This window comes from Pseudomonas antarctica, from assembly GCF_900624995.1.
GTDB lineage: Bacteria > Pseudomonadota > Gammaproteobacteria > Pseudomonadales > Pseudomonadaceae > Aquipseudomonas > Aquipseudomonas antarctica.
The window spans coordinates 124,745-144,591 of record NZ_UYXQ01000007.1; the positions used below are offsets into that span (position 1 = coordinate 124,745).

Sequence of the window (19,847 nt, forward strand, 5' to 3'; positions counted from 1 at the left end):
AAGCCCGCTCCCACATTTAGATTTCGGTTACTTGGAGAGAAACCGCATCCCTTCTTCCAAGCCCCGAAGGGTCAGCGGATACATCTGATCCTCGACCAACTCCCGCACAATCCCCGTCGATGCCGTATAGCCCCACGTATCTTTCGGGTATGGGTTTATCCAGATCAGCTTCTTGTACTTGGCCATGAAGCGCTGCATCCACACATACCCAGGCTCTTCATTCCAGTGCTCGACGCTGCCGCCGGCCTGGGTGATTTCATACGGCGCCATCGACGCATCGCCGATAAAGATCACTTTGTAATCGGCGCCGTACTTGTGCAGCAAATCCTGGGTAGAGGTGCGCTCCGAGGTGCGGCGCCCGTTGTTCTTCCACACCGACTCGTACACGAAGTTGTGGAAGTAGAAGTACTCCAGGTGCTTGAACTCGGTCTTGCACGCGGAGAACAGCTCTTCGCAGATCTTCACATGCGCATCCATCGAGCCGCCGATGTCGAACAGCAGCAACAGCTTGATGGTGTTACGCCGCTCCGGACGCATCTGGATATTCAGCAACCCGGCATCGCGGGCGGTGTGGTCGATGGTGCCGTCGATGTCCAGCTCTTCGGCCGCCCCTTGGCGCGCGAACTTGCGCAGGCGGCGCAGGGCGATCTTGATGTTGCGCGTGCCCAGTTCCACCTGATCGTCGAGGTTCTTGTATTCACGCTGGTCCCAGACTTTCACCGCCTTGCCCTGGCGCTTGCCGGCGTCACCCACGCGAATGCCTTCAGGGTTATAGCCACCCGAGCCGAACGGGCTGGTGCCGCCAGTGCCGATCCACTTGTTACCACCGGCGTGGCGTTCTTTCTGTTCTTCCAGGCGTTTTTTGAATTCCTCGATCAGCTTGTCCAGGCCGCCAAGCGACTGAATCTGCGCGCGCTCTTCATCGCTCAGCGAGCGCTCGAACTCTTTGCGCAGCCACTCTTCGGGGATCAGCGCCTGCAGGTGGTCATCGAGCTTTTCCAGGCCGTTGAAGTACGCGCCAAAGGCCCGGTCGAACTTGTCGAAATGCCGTTCGTCCTTGACCAGAATCGCCCTGGCCAAGTAGTAAAACTCGTCCATGTCGGCGAAGACCACGCGCTGTTTCAGCGCGTTGATCAGGTCGAGCAGCTCGCGCACCGACACTGGCACCTTGGCGGCACGCATCTCATTGAACAGGTTGAGCAACATTATCGATTACCGCGACGGCTCATGAATGCCAGACGTTCCAGCAATTGCACGTCTTGTTCGTTTTTCACCAGCGCACCGGCCAGCGGCGGGATGGCCTTGGTCGGGTCGCGTTCGCGCAGCACCGCTTCGCCAATGTTGTCGGCCATCAGCAACTTGAGCCAGTCGACCAGTTCGGAGGTGGAGGGTTTTTTCTTCAGGCCGGGCACTTTACGCACGTCGAAGAACACGTCCAGCGCTTCGCTGACCAGGTCTTTCTTGATGTCGGGGTAGTGCACATCGACGATCTTTTGCAGGGTAGTGCGGTCGGGGAAGGCAATGTAGTGGAAGAAGCAGCGGCGCAGGAACGCGTCCGGCAGCTCTTTTTCGTTGTTGGAGGTGATGATGATGATCGGGCGTTTTTTGGCCTTGATGGTCTCGTCGATTTCGTAGACGTAGAACTCCATCTTGTCGAGTTCTTGCAGCAGGTCGTTAGGGAATTCGATGTCGGCTTTGTCGATTTCATCGATCAGCAGAATCACCCGATCCTCGGACTCGAAGGCTTCCCAGAGCTTGCCCTTTTTCAGGTAGTTGCGTACGTCGTGCACCTTGTCCACGCCCAGTTGCGAGTCGCGCAGGCGGCTGACCGCGTCGTACTCGTAGAGGCCCTGATGCGCCTTGGTGGTGGACTTGATGTGCCAGGTGATCAACTTGGCGCCGAAGGATTCGGCCAGTTGCTCGGCGAGCATGGTCTTGCCGGTGCCTGGCTCGCCCTTGACCAGCAGCGGCCGTTGCAGGGTGATGGCGGCGTTGACGGCCAGTTTCAGGTCATCGGTAGCCACATAGGCCTGGGTGCCTTCGAACTTCATTGGTCATTCCTCGAATTCATCAATGCCCGGACTATACCGCGCAGCCCCGGCGACTGTGAACGCAGACGGGTTATTCAGTCTCTGAATGGCCGGTCAGGCTCAATCCGCCGAGGGCTTGGGTTGCTCATAGCGCGCATTGAACGCCTGGATAAAACCATTGCGCAAAATCGCCAAAAACGCCGAAAACGCGCTGACATTTTGCTGGTGCACGCTGCCGCTGAGTTCGACGCGGGTGGCAAACTGGTTTTTGTTCTGGTTCTTCAAGACGGTCTCGCTGGCGCCAACCACGGCTTCCCAGATCGAGCGGAAGATATTTTTGTCCTTGTTTTCGACATCCTGTTTCCAGTCGAACACCTCTACGTCGCGCAGCAGCGGCTTGATATAACCGCTCAGTTGGCCTTTTTCGGCCTGGGCTTCGACCACCAGGTCGCCGGTGCCGGCCTTGAAGTCGAATTTGCCGTACGCCGACGCGAAGTCGTTCAGGCGCTTGAGTTGAATATCCTTGGCGCGAAAGCGGAACTCGAAGTCTTCAAAGTTGCTCAGCGGGTCGAACGCGGCAGTCGCTTCCAGCGGCGCCTGGCCGAGCAATTGCGCGTTGCCTTCGAAGGTGGCGTCACGCTTGCCTTTGATGTCCACTGCGTTGGTCAGGTTGTAGAAGCTGGCGTTGACCTGGGTGGCGTAGATATTCACTGCGGGCTTTGAATTGAAGTTGTGGAAGGCGATCTTGCCGTCCTGAATGCGCACTTCGTTGAGAGTAATCGGCAACAGCTTGCTCAGCTGTTCGCGCCAGTCGGTGCCTTTACCGGTCTGGGACGCCTGTTGGTTGCCGCCGTCGACGAAATTTAGCTCCGGCTTGATGAACTGCGCCTCGGCCACCACTGCATGGTCGTACCACAGCGAGTGCCAGCTCACCGCGAGGTCGATCACCGGCGCTTTGACGAACGGCACCGGCACCTTGCCGTCGACTTTAACGATCTGCAGGCCATTGATCTTGTACGCGCCGCGCCACAAGGCCACGTCCACATCGGTGATTTGGCCACGGTAATCGCCCATGTCGGCGAGTTTGTCGTTCAGGTAGTTACGCACCAGGTAGGGCAGGGCGAGGTCCAGGGCGATCAGCACTACCACCAGTACGGCGACGATCCATAGCAGCCCACTGTAGCGACGTTTCATATCAGGTTCTCCAACGGTATAGGCGATGGACCGCGCGCATTGGCGCAACGTTCCTCTGACTGGACGCCTCCCAGCCTGAGGCATACCCTTGGGGCCTTATTGAAATTGCCTTAAGGACCCGTCATGAGCCGCATCTTTGCAGACAACGCGCACTCCATCGGCAACACGCCGCTGGTGCAGATCAATCGCATCGCACCGCGTGGCGTGACCATCCTGGCCAAGATCGAAGGGCGTAACCCGGGTTATTCGGTGAAGTGCCGCATTGGCGCAAACATGATCTGGGATGCTGAAAGCACCGGTAAGCTCAAGCCGGGCATGACCATCGTAGAGCCGACCTCCGGCAACACCGGTATCGGCCTGGCGTTTGTCGCTGCGGCCCGCGGTTACAAGCTGCTGCTGACCATGCCGGCGTCCATGAGCATCGAGCGGCGTAAAGTGCTCAAGGCGCTTGGCGCCGAGTTGGTGTTGACTGAGCCGGCCAAGGGCATGCCAGGCGCCATCGCCAAAGCCGCTGAGATCGTCGCCAGCGACCCGGCCACCTACTTTATGCCGGGCCAGTTCGAAAACCCGGCCAACCCGGCAATCCACGAGAAAACCACCGGCCCGGAGATCTGGAACGACACCGATGGCGCCGTCGACGTGCTGGTCGCGGGCGTGGGCACCGGCGGCACCATTACCGGTGTGTCGCGCTATATCAAGAACATTGCCGGCAAGCCGATTCTGTCGGTGGCCGTTGAACCGTTCGCCTCGCCAGTGATTACTCAAGCACTGGCCGGTGAAGAGATCAAACCGAGCCCGCATAAAATCCAGGGCATTGGCGCCGGTTTTGTGCCGAAAAACCTCGACCTGTCGATGGTTGACCGTGTGGAACGGGTGACCGATGACGAATCCAAGGCCATGGCCCGGCGCTTGATGCAGGAAGAAGGGATTCTGTGCGGAATCTCCTGCGGCGCCGCCATGGCGGTGGCGGTACGTCTGGCCGAGAAACCGGACATGCAGGGCAAGACCATCGTGGTGATTCTGCCGGACTCCGGTGAGCGCTACCTGTCGAGCATGCTGTTCAGCGATTTGTTTACCGAGCAGGAAAACCAGGCTTGATTGACTTCCTGTGGCAAGCGGGCTTGTTGTGAGGAGTGGAGGTGTTGTGTTGAGCGTGCCGTCGTGGCGAGCCTGCTCGCCACAGCCCCAGGGTGTTGATTTAGGTCAGCCGGTCGGCCTGGGCCTTCTGCATAATGGCCCAAGTGTTTATCATGGCCGGCTGCTACGTCTGGTTTCCCGTTGACGGGAGGTTGCTGGCCAGGCGCTTATTTCCAGGAGTTGCTGCATGACCTTTTCTTTGGCCGCCAAACTGTCAGTGTTGCTGCTGTTTATCGGCAGCACGTTGTATGTGCACTTGCGCGGCAAGGCTCGTTTGCCGATGTTGCGCCAGTTCGTCAACCATTCGGCGCTGTTCGCTCCGTATAACGCCTTGATGTACCTGTTCTCGGCTGTACCGTCCAAACCCTACCTGGACCGCAGCAAGTTCCCGGAATTGGATGTGCTCAAGGACAACTGGGAAGTGATCCGCGAAGAGGCGATGCACCTGTTCGACGAGGGTTACATCCGCGCCGCCGAAAAGAACAACGACGCCGGTTTCGGTTCGTTCTTCAAGAAGGGCTGGAAGCGTTTCTACCTCAAGTGGTACGACAAACCGCTGCCATCGGCCGAGACGTTGTGCCCAAAAACCGTGGCCTTGGTCAGCAGCATCCCTAACGTCAAAGGCGCGATGTTCGCGCTGTTGCCGGGCGGCAGCCACCTCAACCCGCACCGTGACCCGTTTGCCGGTTCCCTGCGTTATCACCTGGGCTTGTCCACGCCGAACTCCGATGACTGCCGCATCTTCGTCGACGGCCAGGTCTATGCCTGGCGCGACGGTGAAGACGTGATGTTCGACGAAACCTACGTGCACTGGGTGAAGAACGAAACCGACCAGACCCGCGTGATCCTGTTCTGCGACATCGAACGCCCGCTGAGCAATCGCATCATGACCGGCATCAACCGCTGGGTCAGCAAGCAACTGGGCCGCGCAACTGCGCCGCAGAACCTGGATGACGAACGCGTCGGCGGGATCAACCAGGCGTATGCCTGGAGCAAAACCTTCAGCGACAAGTTCAGCGGTGTGGTCAAGCAGTGGAAGCGCAAGCATCCGAAGGCCTACCGCATTGCGCGGCCGGTGCTGGCGGTGGTTGTGCTAGTGCTGTTGTGGAAGTGGCTGTTCGGCTGATCTGAAACACGTTCAAAACTGTGGGAGCGGGCTTGCTCGCGAATGCTGAGTGTCAGTCGATACATTAATTGACTGATCCACCGCATTCGCGAGCAAGCCCGCTCCCACAGTTGGTTTTGCAGTGTTGCTTACGACGCGATCAGTTGGCGCAGCACATAGTGCAAGATGCCACCGGCCTTGAAGTATTCCACTTCATTGAAGGTATCAATCCGGCACAGCACGTCGACCTTCTCGCTGCTGCCATCCTCGCGTGTAATCACCAACGTCAGGTTCATCCGCGGTTCGATCTCGGCATCGGTCAGCCCAAGAATGTCGATCTTCTCCTTGCCGGTCAGTTTGAGCGCCTTGCGGTTCTGATCCAACTTGAACTGCAAAGGCAGCACGCCCATGCCGACGAGGTTGGAGCGATGAATCCGCTCGAAGCTTTCGGCGATCACCGCCTTGACCCCCAGCAGATTAGTGCCCTTGGCCGCCCAGTCGCGGCTTGAGCCGGTACCGTATTCCTGGCCAGCAATCACCACCAGCGGTGTGCCCGACGCCTGATACTTCATGGCCGCGTCGTAAATCGGCATTTTCTCGCCGGTGGGGATGTACAGCGTATTACCGCCTTCCTCGCCGCCGAGCATTTCGTTGCGGATACGGATATTGGCAAAGGTGCCGCGCATCATCACTTCATGGTTGCCCCGGCGTGAACCGTAGGAGTTGAAATCACGCGGCTCCACGCCTTGTTCGCGCAGGTAACGGCCGGCGGGGCTGTCGGTTTTGATGTTGCCGGCGGGGGAGATGTGGTCGGTGGTCACCGAATCGCCCAGCAGTGCCAGCACGTTGGCGCCTTTGACGTCTTCGATCACCGGCAAAGGCCCGGCAATGTCGTCAAAAAACGGTGGGTGCTGGATGTAAGTGGAATCCTTCTGCCACACGTAAGTCGCGGCCTGCGGCACCTCAATGGCTTGCCACTGTTCGTCACCGGCAAACACCTCGGCGTATTCCTTGTGGAACATGCCGGTGCTGACTTGCGCGACAGCGTCGGCGATTTCCTGGCTGCTCGGCCAGATATCCTTCAGGTATACCGGTTTGCCGTCCTTATCGTTACCCAGCGGCTCGCTGCTGATATCGATACGCACGGTGCCTGCCAACGCATAGGCGACCACCAGCGGTGGTGAAGCCAGCCAGTTGGTTTTCACCAGCGGGTGTACGCGGCCTTCGAAGTTGCGGTTGCCGGACAGCACCGAAGCGACGGCGAGGTCGGCTTTCTGAATGGCCTTTTCGATGGGTTCGGGCAGTGGGCCGGAGTTGCCGATGCAGGTGGTGCAGCCATAGCCGACCAAGTCGAAGCCGAGCGCGTCGAGGTATTGGGTAAGGCCCGCCGCCTTGTAGTAATCGGTGACCACTTTGGAGCCGGGCGCCAAGGAGGTTTTTACCCACGGTTTGCTGGTAAGGCCCTTTTCCACGGCTTTTTTCGCCACCAGACCTGCGGCCATCATCACGCTGGGGTTGGAGGTATTGGTGCACGAGGTGATTGCGGCAATCACCACTGCACCGTTTTTCAGCCGATACGTGCGGCCGTCGTATTCATAGTCGGTTTCGCCCACCAAGTCGGCGTTGCCCACGGCAACGCCGCCGCCACCTTCACTTTCCAGGCGGCCCTCTTCTTTGTTGGTCGGCTTGAATTGCAGGTCGAGGAAATCGCTGAAGGCCTGGCCTACATTCGGCAGAGATACACGGTCCTGGGGGCGTTTCGGCCCGGCCAGGCTGGCTTCGACACTGCCCATGTCCAGCGCCAGGGTGTCGGTGAACACCGGCTCCTGGCCGGCATTACGCCACAGGCCCTGGGCCTTGGTGTAGGCCTCGACCAGTTTGACGGTTTCGGCAGGACGGCCGGACAGGCGCAGGTAGTCCAGCGTCACCTCGTCCACTGGGAAAAAGCCGCAGGTGGCGCCGTATTCCGGGGCCATGTTGGCGATGGTGGCGCGGTCGGCCAGGGGCAGGTCGGCCAAGCCGTCGCCGTAAAACTCGACGAATTTACCCACCACGCCTTTTTTACGCAGCATCTGGGTGACGGTCAGTACCAGGTCGGTCGCTGTGATGCCTTCCTTGAGCTTGCCGGTGAGCTTGAAGCCGATCACTTCCGGAATCAGCATCGACACCGGCTGGCCGAGCATCGCTGCTTCTGCCTCAATGCCACCCACGCCCCAGCCCAGGACGCCGAGGCCGTTGATCATGGTGGTGTGGGAGTCGGTGCCCACCAGTGTGTCCGGGAAGGCGTAGGTGCGGCCGTCTTCGTCCTTGGTCCACACGGTGCGGCCCAGGTACTCGAGGTTCACCTGGTGGCAGATGCCGGTGCCTGGTGGCACGACGCTGAAGTTGTCGAAGGCGCTCTGGCCCCAGCGCAGGAAGGCGTAGCGTTCGCCGTTGCGCTGCATTTCGATGTCGACGTTCTGCTCAAACGCGCTGGTGCTGCCGAACTTGTCGACCATCACCGAGTGGTCGATGACCAAATCCACGGGAGACAGCGGGTTGATGCGCTGCGGGTCGCCACCGGCCTTGGCCATGGCGGCGCGCATGGCGGCCAGGTCGACCACGGCCGGCACGCCGGTAAAGTCTTGCATCAGTACCCTGGCCGGGCGGTATTGGATCTCGCGGTCGGACTGGCGCTCTTTGAGCCAGGCGGCGATGGCCTTGAGGTCGGTACCGGTGACGGTCTTGGCGTCTTCCCAGCGCAGCAGGTTTTCCAGCAGCACCTTGAGGGACATCGGCAGCTTGTCCAGGTCGCCCAGGCTTTTGGCGGCTTCGGGCAAGCTGAAGTAATGGTAGGTCTTGGCGTCGATTTGCAGGGTTTTAAGGGTTCTCAGGCTATCAAGGGATGACATTACATGACTCCTTATGGTCCGCACGGCTACGGACCTGACGGGACGAACAGAGCGTTCAACTTAGCCCTGTTTTCATTAGCAGGCTAATAACTGGACTCTATCGTTAAGTCCAAGGTTCCGAACTCGGCTATCATGCCCGCGTTTTCATGACAGGTAGTGCGATAGCGCAATGCCGGTTGAGTCACCAGGAGAGTTGATGAACACCCTTTTTATGCACTGCCGCCCAGGTTTTGAAGGCGAAGTCTGTTCCGAGATCGCGGAACACGCCGCGCGCCTGAACGTTTCCGGCTACGCCAAGACCAAGACCGGCAGCGCCTGCGCCGAATTTGTCTGCACCGAAGAAGATGGCGCCCAGCGCCTGATGCACGGCCAGCGCTTTGCCGAGCTGATCTTCCCAAGGCAGTGGGCGCGCGGGGTGTTTATCGACCTGCCGGAAACCGACCGCATCAGCGTGATCCTCGCCCACCTGCAAGGCTTCCCGGTGTGTGGCAGCCTGTGGCTGGAGATGGTCGACACCAACGACGGCAAGGAACTGTCGAACTTCTGCAAGAAATTCGAAGTGCACTTGCGCAAAGCCTTGTTGAATGCCGGCAAGCTGGTGGATGACCCGAGCAAGCCGCGCCTGCTGCTGACCTTCAAAAGCGGCCGTGAAGTGTTCATGGGCCTGGCTGAGTCGAACAATTCGGCGATGTGGCCGATGGGCATTCCGCGCCTCAAGTTCCCGCGCGACGCGCCAAGCCGCTCGACCCTGAAACTGGAAGAAGCCTGGCACCACTTCATCCCCCGCGACCAGTGGGACGAGCGCCTGCACGGCGACATGACCGGCGTCGACCTCGGCGCAGCGCCGGGTGGCTGGACCTGGCAATTGGTCAACCGTGGCATGCTGGTGACCGCCATCGATAACGGCCCGATGGCCGAAAGCCTGATGGACACTGGCCTTGTGCAGCACTTGATGGCGGACGGCTTCACCTTCGTGCCCAAGCAGCCGGTGGACTGGATGGTCTGCGATATCGTCGAAAAACCGGCGCGTAATGCGGCGTTGCTGGAAACCTGGATTGGCGAGGGCTATTGCCGTGAGGCGGTGGTGAACTTGAAGTTGCCGATGAAGCAGCGTTACGCCGAGGTGAAACGCCTGCTGGAGCGCATTGAGGAAGGCTTCAAAGCGCGCGGTATTCGCGTGCAGATCGGCTGCAAGCAGCTGTACCACGACCGTGAGGAAGTGACGTGCCATTTGCGTCGGCTGGTGGATGCGAAGAAACCTAAGGCGCGCTGAGTTCTAATGTGGAAGCTGGCTTGCCTGCGGTAGCGGTATAACAGTAGAAATCTATGTTGAATGCGCCCCGTCATCGCGGGCAAGCCCGCTCCCACAGTGATCGGGCAGTTTCAGGAGTGAACTATGAGTGTTGATTTACCTGTCGACGGCACGCTCGACGCCACCGGCCTCAACTGCCCGGAACCGGTGATGATGCTGCACCAACACATCCGCGACCTGCCGCCTGGCGGCCTGCTCAAGGTGATCGCGACCGACCCGTCGACCCGCCGCGATATCCCCAAGTTCTGCGTGTTCCTGGACCATGAGCTGGTGGATCAGCAGGAGCAGGCCGGTACGTACCTGTACTGGATTCGCAAGAAGATCGATTAAGCCAGCGCCGCACCGTGGCGAATCCGCCGGCGCGCGCTGCGTGTCAGGCGGATCACCAGCATCGCGGCGGCGCAGCTCAAGCCCACGATCAATCCCTGCCACAGGCCGCTTGGCCCGCTGGCGGCGCCCAGCCAGTCGGTCAGCCCCAAGGCATAACCCACCGGCAAGCCCACGCCCCAATACGCAAACAAGGTCAGCACCATGGTCACCCGTGTGTCCTGGTAGCCACGCAGCGCGCCAGCCGCAGTGACCTGGATCGCGTCGGAAAACTGGAACAGCGCTGCAAACACGATCAGCATCGACGCCACGTGGATCACTGACGGGTCAGGTGTGTAGATCGTGGCGATCTGCTCGCGAAACAGCAGCATCAGGCTGCAGGACACGCAGGCGTAGGTCAGTGCCGTGCCCATGCCGACCCCTGCGGCAAAACGTGCTTCACGCGGCTCGCCACGGCCCAGGGCCTGGCCGACACGCACGGTGACCGCCATGCTCAGCGAGTAAGGAATCATGAACACCAGCGAGCTGAAGTTCAGCGCGACCTGGTGCCCGGCCACCACGTTGGCGCCCAGGCTGCCGATCAGCAGGGCGATCACCGCAAAGATGCTCGACTCGGCAAACACCGCGATGCCAATCGGCAGCCCAATGCTCAGCACGTGCTTGATCACCGACCATTTTGGCCAGTCGAAACGCTTGAATAACTCGCTGCTCTGGTAAGCCGGCGCCCAACGGGTCCAGGCGGCCAGGCCGAGCATCATCACCCACATCACGATCGCCGTGGCCCAGCCACAGCCCACGCCGCCCATGGCTGGCACGCCGAAATGACCATAGATAAATATGTAGTTCAGCGGAATATTCAGCGCCAGCCCGCACAGCCCCATGACCATGCTCGGCCGCGTGTGGCCCAGGCCATCGCTGAAGCAGCGCAGTACGTAATACAGGGCGACGGCCGGCATGCCGGAGGCGATGCCGTGCAAGTAAGCCATGCACGGTTTGATCAGCTCAGGGTCGACGTTCATCGCATGCAGGATCGGCTCGGCGCTAACCAGCATCAGCAGCGCGGTGAGCCCCACCACCACCGCCAGCCATAAGGACTGGCGCACCAACGGGCCAATCTCGGTGTGGTGGCCGGCGCCGAAGCGCTGGGCGACTTTGGGCGTGGTGGCCAACAGCGTACCGGTCATCAGCAGGTACACCGGAATCCAGATCGAATTGCCCAACGCCACCGCCGCCAAATCCCGAGGGCTCACACGCCCGGCCATCACCGCATCGACAAAGCCCATGGCGGTGGTCGCCAATTGGCCGATCATGATCGGCAGGGCCAGGGTCAGCAGGTTGCGCACCTCACGGCTGACGCGGGCGGGGCGGGAGAGGGCGGTGGTGGCGGTGTTCACGTACGGGTGTCCATTAAAAGCATCACGAAGGACGGCGAAGTCTACGCGCTGACGCACTGGTCAGGAAAAAACCTGTGTTGCTGATTTGTAATGTGATCGCCACTGGCGACCCCTAATCCTGTGGGCACGAGCGAGCCCCACACGCGATCTGAGCTGGAACACAAATCGCATCCCTGTACACTGCGGGTCCGCGAAAGGAGCCTGCCATGTTGATTGTTGCCGACGAAAATATCCCGCTGCTCGATGCATTCTTCGAAGGGTTTGGCGAGATCCGCCGGGTGCCCGGCCGTTCCATCGACCGCGCCACGGTCGAGCAGGCCGACGTGCTGCTGGTGCGCTCGGTGACCAACGTCAACCGCGCGTTGCTGGAGGGTAGCAAGGTGCGTTTTGTCGGCACGTGCACCATTGGCACCGATCACTTGGACCTCGAGTTCTTCAAGCGCGCCGGTATCAGCTGGTCCAGCGCACCTGGCTGCAATGCGCGGGGCGTGGTGGACTATGTGCTGGGCAGCTTGCAGACGCTGGCCGAAATCGAGGGCGCCGACCTCAATCAGCGTACCTACGGCGTCGTCGGTGCCGGTGAAGTCGGTGGGCGGCTGGTCAAGGTGCTCAAGGGCTTGGGTTGGAACGTGCTGGTCTGTGACCCGCCGCGCCAGATCGCCGAAGACGCTGACTACGTCAGCCTGGAGCAGATTATCCAGCAGTGCGACGTGATCAGCCTGCACACGCCGTTGACCAAGTCCGGCAACGGCTCCACCTGGCATCTGTTCGATCGCGCGCGCCTCAACCGCCTCAAGCCTGGTGCCTGGCTGATCAACGCCAGCCGTGGCCCGGTGGTGGACAACGCTGCCCTGCGTGAGGTGCTGCTTGCGCGTGAAGACCTGCAAGCGGTGCTGGACGTGTGGGAAGGCGAGCCCGAGGTGGATGTCGATCTGGCCGATCTGTGTGTGCTGGCTACCCCGCACATCGCCGGTTACAGCCTCGACGGCAAGCAGCGCGGCACCGCGCAGATTTATCAGGCGTTCTGCGCCCATCTGGGCCAACAGCCAAGCATTCAATTAAGTGACCTGCTGCCTCAACCGTGGCTGGCCGAAGTGCACTTGAATGCGTCCACCGACCCAGCCTGGGCCCTGGCGACCTTGTGCCGCAGCGTCTACGACCCGCGCCGCGATGACGCGGATTTCCGCCGTAGCCTCGTAGGAACCGTAGAAGAGCAACGCAAGGCGTTCGACCTGCTGCGCAAGCACTACCCGGAGCGTCGTGAGATTGATGGCTTGAAGGTGCGCATCAATGGCGAGTCGGCGGCGTTGTCGAACATCGTCTCGGCATTGGGCGCGGTCACCCTTTAAACATGCATAAAAAACCCGGCCATCAAGGCCGGGTCTGAACGAGCATGGGCGCTTCAGCCTTGCTTGGCAGGCTTGACCAGTCGCTGTTCCAGCTCGCGGCACGCCTGCTGGATCATCTCTTCGGTAATCTGCACTTCGCGGCCTTGGGCGTCGATCACGGAGCAAGGCAGATGCTGCGGTTGGCGGATCACTTCAATCTTGGCATCGCTGCTATTTTCCAAGGTCATGGCCTGTCTCCTCATCAGGTAGTGTACCTACTGTGCTGCTTACTCTAAGTCGCCGACGTGACCAGGCTATTACAACGCCTAACAAAGTCGCCGGTTCGAACACCCAGTGCACCAGAAACCGATACAAATTTCCAGCCAGGGGTTAGACCGATAGCCTCTAGGGCTCAGCATCGGCGGGCATAATTAATCTGACCCATTGCTGTTTACGAAAGTTGTTATTTACCCAAGTTCCCCCAATGTTATGTACAGGTTCCTCATCGGTATGCCCCCCATGTTCTCAGTCCGTCAACGCCGTGCAATTCGTTTGGCCAGCCGCTTTGTTGCGCCCTACCGTTGGCAGGCGTTTGGCGCTTTGCTGGCGCTGATTGTCACGGCCGGCATCACCTTGTCCATGGGGCAGGGCATTCGCCTGCTGGTGGATCAGGGGTTCATGACGCAATCGCCGCACCTGCTTAATCAGTCCATCGGCCTGTTCATGGTGCTGGTGCTGGGCCTGGCGGTGGGTACGTTTGCGCGGTTTTACCTGGTGTCGTGGATCGGCGAGCGGGTGGTGGCGGACATTCGCCAGCAAGTGTTCAACCACCTGATCTACCTGCACCCCGGCTTTTATGAAAACAACCGCAGCTCGGAGATCCAGTCACGGCTAACCACCGACACCACATTGCTGCAATCGGTGATCGGCTCGTCGCTGTCGCTGTTTCTGCGCAACGCCTTGATGGTCATTGGCGGCATCGTGCTGTTGTTTGTCACCAACCCCAAGCTCACCAGCATCGTGGTGATCGCGCTGCCGCTGGTGCTGGCGCCGATCCTGATTTTTGGGCGCCGTGTGCGTAGCCTGTCGCGTCAGAGCCAGGACCGCATCGCTGACGTCGGCAGCTATGTGTCCGAGACCCTTGGCCAGATCAAGACCGTGCAAGCCTACAACCACCAGGTGCAGGACGAACAGCGCTTCGCCGTGACCGTGGAAGAAGCATTTGCCACGGCGCGCAAGCGCATTGCACAGCGCGCCTGGCTGATTACGCTCGTGATCATGCTGGTGCTGGGGGCCGTGGGCGTGATGCTGTGGGTCGGCGGTATGGACGTGATCAGCGGGCGCATTTCTGGTGGTGAACTGGCGGCGTTCGTGTTCTACAGCTTGATCGTCGGCAGCGCTGTGGGCACCTTGAGCGAAGTGCTCGGCGAACTGCAGCGCGCCGCCGGTGCCGCCGAGCGGATTGGCGAGTTGCTGCAATCGAGCAATGAAATCCAGGCCCCCGCCGCTGGTACTGTGCAGTTGCCGGAGCGCGTCAGCGGCCGCATGGAACTGCAAGACCTGCGCTTTTCCTACCCGTCGCGGCCGGACAGCTATGCCATTGACGGCTTGAGTCTGACCATCAATCCCGGGGAAACCCTCGCGCTCGTAGGTCCGTCCGGTGCGGGTAAATCGACGATCTTTGACCTGCTGCTGCGTTTCTACGACCCCCAGCAAGGGCGCATCCTGCTGGAAGGGCACGCGCTGACCGATCTCGACCCTATGGACCTGCGCCGCCACTTCGCGTTGGTGTCGCAGAGCCCGGCGCTGTTTTTCGGCAGCGTTGAAGAAAACATCCGCTACGGCAACCCGTCCGCCACCCGCGAGCAGGTCGAGGCCGCTGCGCGTATCGCCCATGCACACGATTTCATCCTGCAAATGCCCGACGGCTACCAGACCCACCTCGGCGACGGCGGCATGGGCCTCTCGGGCGGCCAGCGTCAACGCCTGGCCATCGCCCGCGCGCTGCTGGTGGACGCGCCGATCCTGCTACTGGACGAAGCTACCAGTGCGCTTGATGCCCAAAGTGAGCACTTGATCCAGCAGGCATTGCCGCAACTGATGCAGGGGCGCACCACGCTGGTGATCGCCCATCGGTTGGCGACGGTGAAGAACGCGGATCGGATTGCGGTGATGGACCAAGGCAAGCTGGTGGCGGTGGGCACGCATCAGCAGTTGATTGCGAACAATCCGCTGTATGCGCGGTTAGCAGCGTTGCAGTTCAGTGATGGGCTTGAGGTCGTACACGAGGGCTAATGGCTAACAGGTTTGCGGTGTCGAGCGGGGCTTGTTGTGGCAAGCCCGCTCGCCACAATTAGCCGGCGGGCTACAGTGGCTTCGTCAGTCAGCCTCACTGATCATCAAAATACCGCTCATGCCAATCCACCAGTGGTTGCGGTGAGTTGAGCTTTCGCCCGTAGATCACCGAATAAGACAGCACGTTCTGCACGTACTGGCGGGTTTCGTCGAACGGGATGCTTTCCACCCACACGTCGAAGCTCAGGTGATCAGCCCCGCGCAGCCATTGGCGCACACGGCCAGGGCCGGCGTTGTAGGCGGCGGAGGCGAGCACACGGTTACCGTTGAACTGGCTGTGCACCTGGCTCAGGTAAGCTGCGCCGAGCTGGATATTTTTGTCCGGGTCTAGCACTTGGGCCGGGGAAGCCAGCGGAATGCTGAACTTGCGTGCAGTTTCTTTGGCGGTGCCGGGCATCAGTTGCATCAGCCCGCTGGCGCCGACGCCGGAGCGGGCGTCATCCATGAAGGCACTTTCCTGGCGGGTGATGGCAAACACCCAGCTCGAATGCAGGCCACGCACCTTGGCTTCGCGCACCAAGGTGTCGCGGTGGGCCATTGGGAAGCGAATATCCAAGTCATCCCAGTATTGCGCCTGGCTGATGGTGCGGATCGCCGGGAAGTACCACTTCATGTCATAGGCCAGCTTGGCCTGGGCGACCATCTCGTCACGGTTGAAGTGGCGGGTGACGTGGTACCACTCGCGACGGCCGTCGACGATCTGGCCACGCGCGTAGAACTCCAGTGCGCGGCGCACGCCAGGGGTGTTGCGGACCTTGTTGACCAGTGCTTGGCTCATTACCAACGGCTTGTTGTTCAACTGATAGGGCGCTTTGGAGCGATCAGCGGCGAGGAAGCCGTAGAAATCGCGCTCCTTGGCCACTTTTTTGTACAGCACCAGGGCTTGCGGGTTTTTCGGCTCGGCCAGCTCTAGGCTGCGGGCTTGCCAGTAGCGCCAACGGTTGGTGGTGGCCAGGTCTTGTGGGAGCTTGCGAGTCAATTGGTAGGCGTCTTCCCAGCGCGCCAGGCGTAACAGCAGGCGCAGGCGCCATTCGGAGACGGTGTTGTCGCGCAGCTCGGGGTCGTACTTGGTCATCACCTCAAGGGCGCGGGGGTCGAAGCGCTTGGCCAGAGTCAGGCCGATCTCGCGGGCAATCGACACTTTTTCGTCACGGGAAAAGTGCATGCTGCTGGCGTAACCGTCGAGCAGGGCCATGGCCTTGTCCGGGTCCTGGCGCGCCAGGCGGCGCAGGCCCAGGCCCACAGCGTCGGACATGGCCTCGGTGGCCGGCAGGAAGCGCGACGGGTCGCTGAGCCTATCGGGCTTCTGCGCCACGTCTACCATCACGCGGCCTTGCGCGCTGAGGGTCGGCAGGGTTTTCACCAGGCTGTTGGCCAGCGCGTAGTTACGGGCTTCGGCGGCGAGTTTGGTGCGCTTCCAGATTTTTTGTTCGGTGAGTTGACCATCGGCGGCCCACTGACCAAAGGTGGCGTCACAGGCGGCCGGCTGGGATTTGCCGGTCATCCACAACTTTTCGGCGGTCTTGTAGCCTTCGGCCTTTAGATTGTGACTGAGCTGATACTGGCCATGCAGGCAGTCCAGTTCGACGAAATTGAGTTTGGCGTCGTAGTACTTTTCAAATGTCTGCCAGTCGCCACGGTCGGCCAGCCAGCGCAACCAGCGCAGTTTCATCCAGTTGGCTTGGGGCAGGTCGCCGTTTTTGGCGAGGAACTGTTCGATTTCCTCGTTACTCGCGGTTTTCAGCCGCGCGGTCAGCTCGTCGTAAGCCAGGTACGGCGTGAGCGGGTAGTCGGCCAGCGCTTGGCTGTATTGCATGTACGGGCCGGTGTCGCCTTTGGCCAAGGCGCGTTTGGCTTCATCGTAATATTGACGTTGGGTGGTGAGGTCCACGGCCTGGGCGGATTGAACGGCGGTGGCGGAAAGAAGCAGACAAGATAAAAAGTTGAAAAGGCGACTGCGCATGAGACGTCCGTGCAGAGAAATCACGACTAGCACCGGCACTGCCGACACTGATTGCCCCTAGCTTAGCCTTTTGCCAGCGGCTGGCGAAAGCTTTGCCGGCCGGCTGGCTGAAGTTCATCGTAAATGTCCTACAGAACGTGTCGCCAGCGAAAATGCCGACCGCATCCCACCTTCAAGTCAGGTAGAATGCGCGCCCAGTTTTTGGAGAAGCGTATGACCCTGCTCAAATTCAGCGATGTGTCCCTTGCTTTCGGCGCTATGCCGTTGTTGGACAAGGTGTCCTGGCAGATCGCCCGTGGTGAGCGGGTGTGCATCATCGGCCGCAACGGCACCGGCAAGTCGAGCATGATGAAGCTGGTAAAAGGCGACCAGAAGCCCGATGACGGCTCTGTCTGGCGCGCCCCGGGCCTCAAGATTGGCGAATTGCCGCAAGAGTTGCCGGTAGCCGACGGACGGACAGTGTTCGACGTGGTTGCCGAAGGCCTCGACGGCGTGGGTGAATTGCTCGCGCAATACCATCACCTGGCGCAGAACTGCGTCACCGAAGCAGACCTGGACAAGCTGATGCACGTCCAGCAAGACCTCGAAGCCCGTGATGGCTGGCGCTTGCAGCAACTGGTCGACAGCACCTTGAGCCGCCTGCAACTGCCGGCTGACAAGACCCTCGCCGAATTGTCCGGTGGCTGGCGTCGTCGCGTGCTGCTGGCCCAGGCATTGGTGTCCGAGCCGGACCTGCTGCTGCTCGACGAACCCACCAACCACTTGGACATCGGCGCAATCGCCTGGCTGGAAGAAGCCATCAAGGACTTCCAGGGCGCCGTGCTGTTTATCACGCACGACCGTGCCTTCCTGCAGAGCCTGGCCACGCGCATCCTAGAACTGGACCGAGGCGGCCTGATCGACTGGAACGGCGACTACGCGAGTTTCCTGGTGCACAAGGAAGCCGCACTGTCCGCTGAAGAAACCGCCAACGCGCTGTTCGACAAAAAGCTGGCTCAGGAAGAAGTCTGGATCCGCCAGGGCATCAAGGCCCGTCGCACCCGTAACGAAGGTCGCGTACGTGCCCTCAAGGCACTGCGCAATGAGCGTAGCGAGCGTCGCGAACGCACTGGCAAGGCGAATATTCAGCTCGACACCGCCGACAAGTCGGGCAAGCAGGTTATGGTGCTGGAGAACGTCAGCTTCCATCACCCGGATGGCCCGTTCCTGATCAAGGACTTCTCCATGGTCCTGCAGCGCGGCGACCGTATCGGCCTGCTGGGCGCCAACGGTACCGGCAAGACCACTTTGCTCAAGCTGATGCTCAATGGCCTGCAACCGACCAGCGGCACGGTAGAGGAAGGCACCAAGATCGACGTGGCCTACTTCGACCAGTTGCGCCACCAGTTGGACCTGGAAAAAACCGTGATCGATAACGTTGCTGAAGGCCGCGACTTTATTGATATCGACGGCCAGAGCCGCCACGTATTGAGCTACCTGGGCGACTTCCTGTTCAGCCCGCAGCGTGCACGTACGCCGGTGAAAGCCTTGTCCGGTGGTGAGCGCGCGCGCCTGTTGCTGGCCAAGCTGTTCAGCAAACCAGCCAACCTGCTGGTACTCGACGAACCGACCAACGACCTCGACGTGGAAACCCTCGAACTGTTGGAAGAGGTCTTGCTGACCTTCAACGGCACCGTGCTGATGGTCAGCCACGACCGTGCATTCCTCGACAACGTGGTCACCAGCACCCTGGTCTTCGAAGGTGAAGGCAAGGTGCGTGAATACGTCGGTGGTTATCAGGACTGGCTGCGCCAGGGCGGCTCGCCACGCCTGCTGGGCGTGACCGAGAGCAAGTCGGGCAAGGCCGACTTGACCTCGGCGGTGGTGGCACCAGCCGCCGCTGCAGAGCCCGCCCAGGACGCCGCGCCGGCGGCCAAGAAGAAGCTCAGCTACAAGCTGCAGCGCGAGCTGGAAGCCTTGCCGGGTGATATCGACGCCAAGGAACAGCAGATCGCCGCGGTAGAAGCGGCGATGGCTGACGCGGGGTTCTACCTGCGCCCGGCGGCAGAAACTGCCAAGGTCATTGCTTCCCTGGAAACGTTGAACCAGGAACTGGAAGTGTTGGTTGAGCGCTGGGCCGAGCTGGATGCCTGATTGATTCAAGCGCATTAAAAAAAGCCCGGCGCCCATTTGTATGAACGCCGGGCTTTTTATATGCAATGCGATTAGAAATGTGGGAGCGGGCTTGCTCGCGAAAGCGGTACATCAGTCGCCAGATGCGTCAACTGACAGACTGCTTTCGCGAGCAAGCCCGCTCCCGCACTTGGGGAGCGTGGTTCTTAAGCGCTTTTTACCAGCTTCACGGCCAACACATCGCACGGCGCGCCGTGCAACACATCATTGGCGGTCGAGCCCAGTAGCAGCGCCAAGCCATGGCGGCCATGGCTACCGACCACGATCAGGTCGCAGCCCTGTTCCTTGGCCAGGTGGTGGATTTCCTGGCGCGGCTGGCCGTAAGTGAGGTGCGAGTTTTCTTTGGTTACTTGCGGGTATTTGAGGATCAACCGGTCCAGGCGTTCTTTGGCCTGGTCAAACTGTTGTTGCTGCAACTGGGAAAGATCCATCGGCACGTCGCCACCAAAGGCCATGGCCATCGGCTCGACGATATGCACCAGTGACAGCTTGGCGCCGTTGGCGACCGCGGAGTCCTGCGCGCGCTTGATGACTGGATCGCACTCTTCGGTCAGGTCGACGGCGACCAGAATATGTTTGTAGGACATGGGGCGTTCCTCCAGGGGACTGCAATACATTCAGTATGGCTGCTTTCAAGCG

15 protein-coding genes are annotated in these 19,847 nt (G+C 60.5%); 7 read left to right on the forward strand and 8 right to left on the reverse strand.

All coding sequences use genetic code 11. The annotated features are described in order from the left end of the window. Positions 1-27: 27 nt before the first annotated feature. From E0F99_RS07830 to E0F99_RS07840, 3 genes are all read right to left on the reverse strand, one after another. Positions 28-1,206 (reverse strand): vWA domain-containing protein, encoded by a 1,179-nt coding sequence (locus E0F99_RS07830; RefSeq protein WP_083359578.1) that lies wholly within the window; start codon positions 1,204-1,206, stop codon positions 28-30. Further along, complete coding sequence (locus E0F99_RS07835; RefSeq protein WP_083359577.1) at positions 1,206-2,051, reverse strand: AAA family ATPase; 846 nt, start codon at positions 2,049-2,051, stop codon at positions 1,206-1,208. The genes E0F99_RS07830 and E0F99_RS07835 overlap by 1 nt, the downstream gene beginning before the upstream one ends. A gap of 99 nt (positions 2,052-2,150) precedes the next feature. Continuing rightward, positions 2,151-3,224, reverse strand: coding sequence for a DUF748 domain-containing protein (locus E0F99_RS07840; protein ID WP_083359576.1), 1,074 nt, complete (start codon positions 3,222-3,224; stop codon positions 2,151-2,153). Between the two features lie 123 nt (positions 3,225-3,347). On the opposite strand from E0F99_RS07840, the gene cysK reads away from it, so the two are divergent. Together cysK and E0F99_RS07850 are read left to right on the forward strand one after the other, a co-directional pair. After that, positions 3,348-4,322 carry a cysteine synthase A gene (gene cysK, locus E0F99_RS07845; protein ID WP_083359575.1) on the forward strand — a complete coding sequence of 325 codons (975 nt, stop codon included), beginning with the start codon at positions 3,348-3,350 and terminating at the stop codon, positions 4,320-4,322. A 226-nt stretch (positions 4,323-4,548) separates the two neighbouring features. Beyond that, positions 4,549-5,487, forward strand: a complete 939-nt coding sequence (locus tag E0F99_RS07850) for an aspartyl/asparaginyl beta-hydroxylase domain-containing protein (protein WP_083359574.1) — start codon at positions 4,549-4,551, stop codon at positions 5,485-5,487. A gap of 128 nt (positions 5,488-5,615) precedes the next feature. On the opposite strand, the gene acnA is transcribed toward E0F99_RS07850, so the two are convergent. Beyond that, positions 5,616-8,357: an aconitate hydratase AcnA gene (acnA, locus tag E0F99_RS07855; RefSeq protein WP_083359573.1), complete on the reverse strand. Its 2,742-nt coding sequence runs from the start codon at positions 8,355-8,357 to the stop codon at positions 5,616-5,618. Positions 8,358-8,553: 196 nt separating this feature from the next. Here acnA and rlmM point away from each other — a divergent pair, with 196 nt between their 5' ends. Together rlmM and tusA are read left to right on the forward strand one after the other, a co-directional pair. Then, on the forward strand, positions 8,554-9,630 hold the full coding sequence (gene rlmM / locus E0F99_RS07860) for a 23S rRNA (cytidine(2498)-2'-O)-methyltransferase RlmM (protein WP_083359572.1): 1,077 nt from the start codon (positions 8,554-8,556) through the stop codon (positions 9,628-9,630). Positions 9,631-9,753: 123 nt separating this feature from the next. Next, positions 9,754-9,999: a sulfurtransferase TusA gene (gene tusA, locus E0F99_RS07865; RefSeq protein WP_083359571.1), complete on the forward strand. Its 246-nt coding sequence runs from the start codon at positions 9,754-9,756 to the stop codon at positions 9,997-9,999. Here tusA and E0F99_RS07870 read toward each other — a convergent pair. After that, positions 9,996-11,390, reverse strand: coding sequence for an MATE family efflux transporter (locus E0F99_RS07870; RefSeq protein WP_083359570.1), 1,395 nt, complete (start codon positions 11,388-11,390; stop codon positions 9,996-9,998). The genes tusA and E0F99_RS07870 overlap by 4 nt on opposite strands. Before the next feature lie 206 nt (positions 11,391-11,596). Between E0F99_RS07870 and pdxB the strand changes: the two genes are divergently transcribed. Next, complete coding sequence (pdxB, locus tag E0F99_RS07875) at positions 11,597-12,739, forward strand: 4-phosphoerythronate dehydrogenase PdxB (protein WP_083359569.1); 1,143 nt, start codon at positions 11,597-11,599, stop codon at positions 12,737-12,739. 53 nt (positions 12,740-12,792) lie between these two features. Here pdxB and E0F99_RS29985 read toward each other — a convergent pair whose 3' ends face one another. Beyond that, the gene (locus E0F99_RS29985; RefSeq protein ID WP_165447609.1) at positions 12,793-12,966 is read right to left on the reverse strand and encodes a PA1571 family protein; all 174 of its coding nucleotides are present in this window, start codon (positions 12,964-12,966) and stop codon (positions 12,793-12,795) included. Positions 12,967-13,228: 262 nt separating this feature from the next. Between E0F99_RS29985 and E0F99_RS07880 the strand changes: the two genes are divergently transcribed. After that, positions 13,229-15,013, forward strand: a complete 1,785-nt coding sequence (locus tag E0F99_RS07880) for an ABC transporter transmembrane domain-containing protein (RefSeq protein WP_162276196.1) — start codon at positions 13,229-13,231, stop codon at positions 15,011-15,013. 94 nt (positions 15,014-15,107) lie between these two features. Here the strand turns inward: E0F99_RS07880 and E0F99_RS07885 are convergent, their stop codons facing one another. Continuing rightward, a complete protein-coding gene (locus E0F99_RS07885; protein WP_083359567.1) occupies positions 15,108-17,036 on the reverse strand; it encodes a transglycosylase SLT domain-containing protein in 1,929 nt (642 codons plus the stop codon). Between the two features lie 213 nt (positions 17,037-17,249). Here E0F99_RS07885 and E0F99_RS07890 point away from each other — a divergent pair, with 213 nt between their 5' ends. Beyond that, complete coding sequence (locus E0F99_RS07890; RefSeq protein ID WP_083359566.1) at positions 17,250-19,169, forward strand: ATP-binding cassette domain-containing protein; 1,920 nt, start codon at positions 17,250-17,252, stop codon at positions 19,167-19,169. 185 nt (positions 19,170-19,354) lie between these two features. On the opposite strand, the gene E0F99_RS07900 is transcribed toward E0F99_RS07890, so the two are convergent. Next, a complete protein-coding gene (locus E0F99_RS07900) occupies positions 19,355-19,795 on the reverse strand; it encodes a universal stress protein (protein WP_083359565.1) in 441 nt (146 codons plus the stop codon). Positions 19,796-19,847 lie beyond the last annotated feature (52 nt).

What these genes read in the sequence shown, in the direction of transcription:
- E0F99_RS07885 (WP_083359567.1), bottom strand. Translation starts at nt 17,036, where the DNA reads ATGCGCAGTCGCCTTTTCAACTTTTTATCTTGTCTGCTTCTTTCCGCC.
- cysK (WP_083359575.1), top strand. Translation starts at nt 3,348, where the DNA reads ATGAGCCGCATCTTTGCAGACAACGCGCACTCCATCGGCAACACGCCG.
- rlmM (WP_083359572.1), top strand. Translation starts at nt 8,554, where the DNA reads ATGAACACCCTTTTTATGCACTGCCGCCCAGGTTTTGAAGGCGAAGTC.
- E0F99_RS07835 (WP_083359577.1), bottom strand. Translation starts at nt 2,051, where the DNA reads ATGAAGTTCGAAGGCACCCAGGCCTATGTGGCTACCGATGACCTGAAA.
- acnA (WP_083359573.1), bottom strand. Translation starts at nt 8,357, where the DNA reads ATGTCATCCCTTGATAGCCTGAGAACCCTTAAAACCCTGCAAATCGAC.
- E0F99_RS07830 (WP_083359578.1), bottom strand. Translation starts at nt 1,206, where the DNA reads ATGTTGCTCAACCTGTTCAATGAGATGCGTGCCGCCAAGGTGCCAGTG.
- E0F99_RS07880 (WP_162276196.1), top strand. Translation starts at nt 13,229, where the DNA reads ATGCCCCCCATGTTCTCAGTCCGTCAACGCCGTGCAATTCGTTTGGCC.
- tusA (WP_083359571.1), top strand. Translation starts at nt 9,754, where the DNA reads ATGAGTGTTGATTTACCTGTCGACGGCACGCTCGACGCCACCGGCCTC.
- pdxB (WP_083359569.1), top strand. Translation starts at nt 11,597, where the DNA reads ATGTTGATTGTTGCCGACGAAAATATCCCGCTGCTCGATGCATTCTTC.
- E0F99_RS07890 (WP_083359566.1), top strand. Translation starts at nt 17,250, where the DNA reads ATGACCCTGCTCAAATTCAGCGATGTGTCCCTTGCTTTCGGCGCTATG.
- E0F99_RS07850 (WP_083359574.1), top strand. Translation starts at nt 4,549, where the DNA reads ATGACCTTTTCTTTGGCCGCCAAACTGTCAGTGTTGCTGCTGTTTATC.
- E0F99_RS07900 (WP_083359565.1), bottom strand. Translation starts at nt 19,795, where the DNA reads ATGTCCTACAAACATATTCTGGTCGCCGTCGACCTGACCGAAGAGTGC.
- E0F99_RS07840 (WP_083359576.1), bottom strand. Translation starts at nt 3,224, where the DNA reads ATGAAACGTCGCTACAGTGGGCTGCTATGGATCGTCGCCGTACTGGTG.
- E0F99_RS29985 (WP_165447609.1), bottom strand. Translation starts at nt 12,966, where the DNA reads ATGACCTTGGAAAATAGCAGCGATGCCAAGATTGAAGTGATCCGCCAA.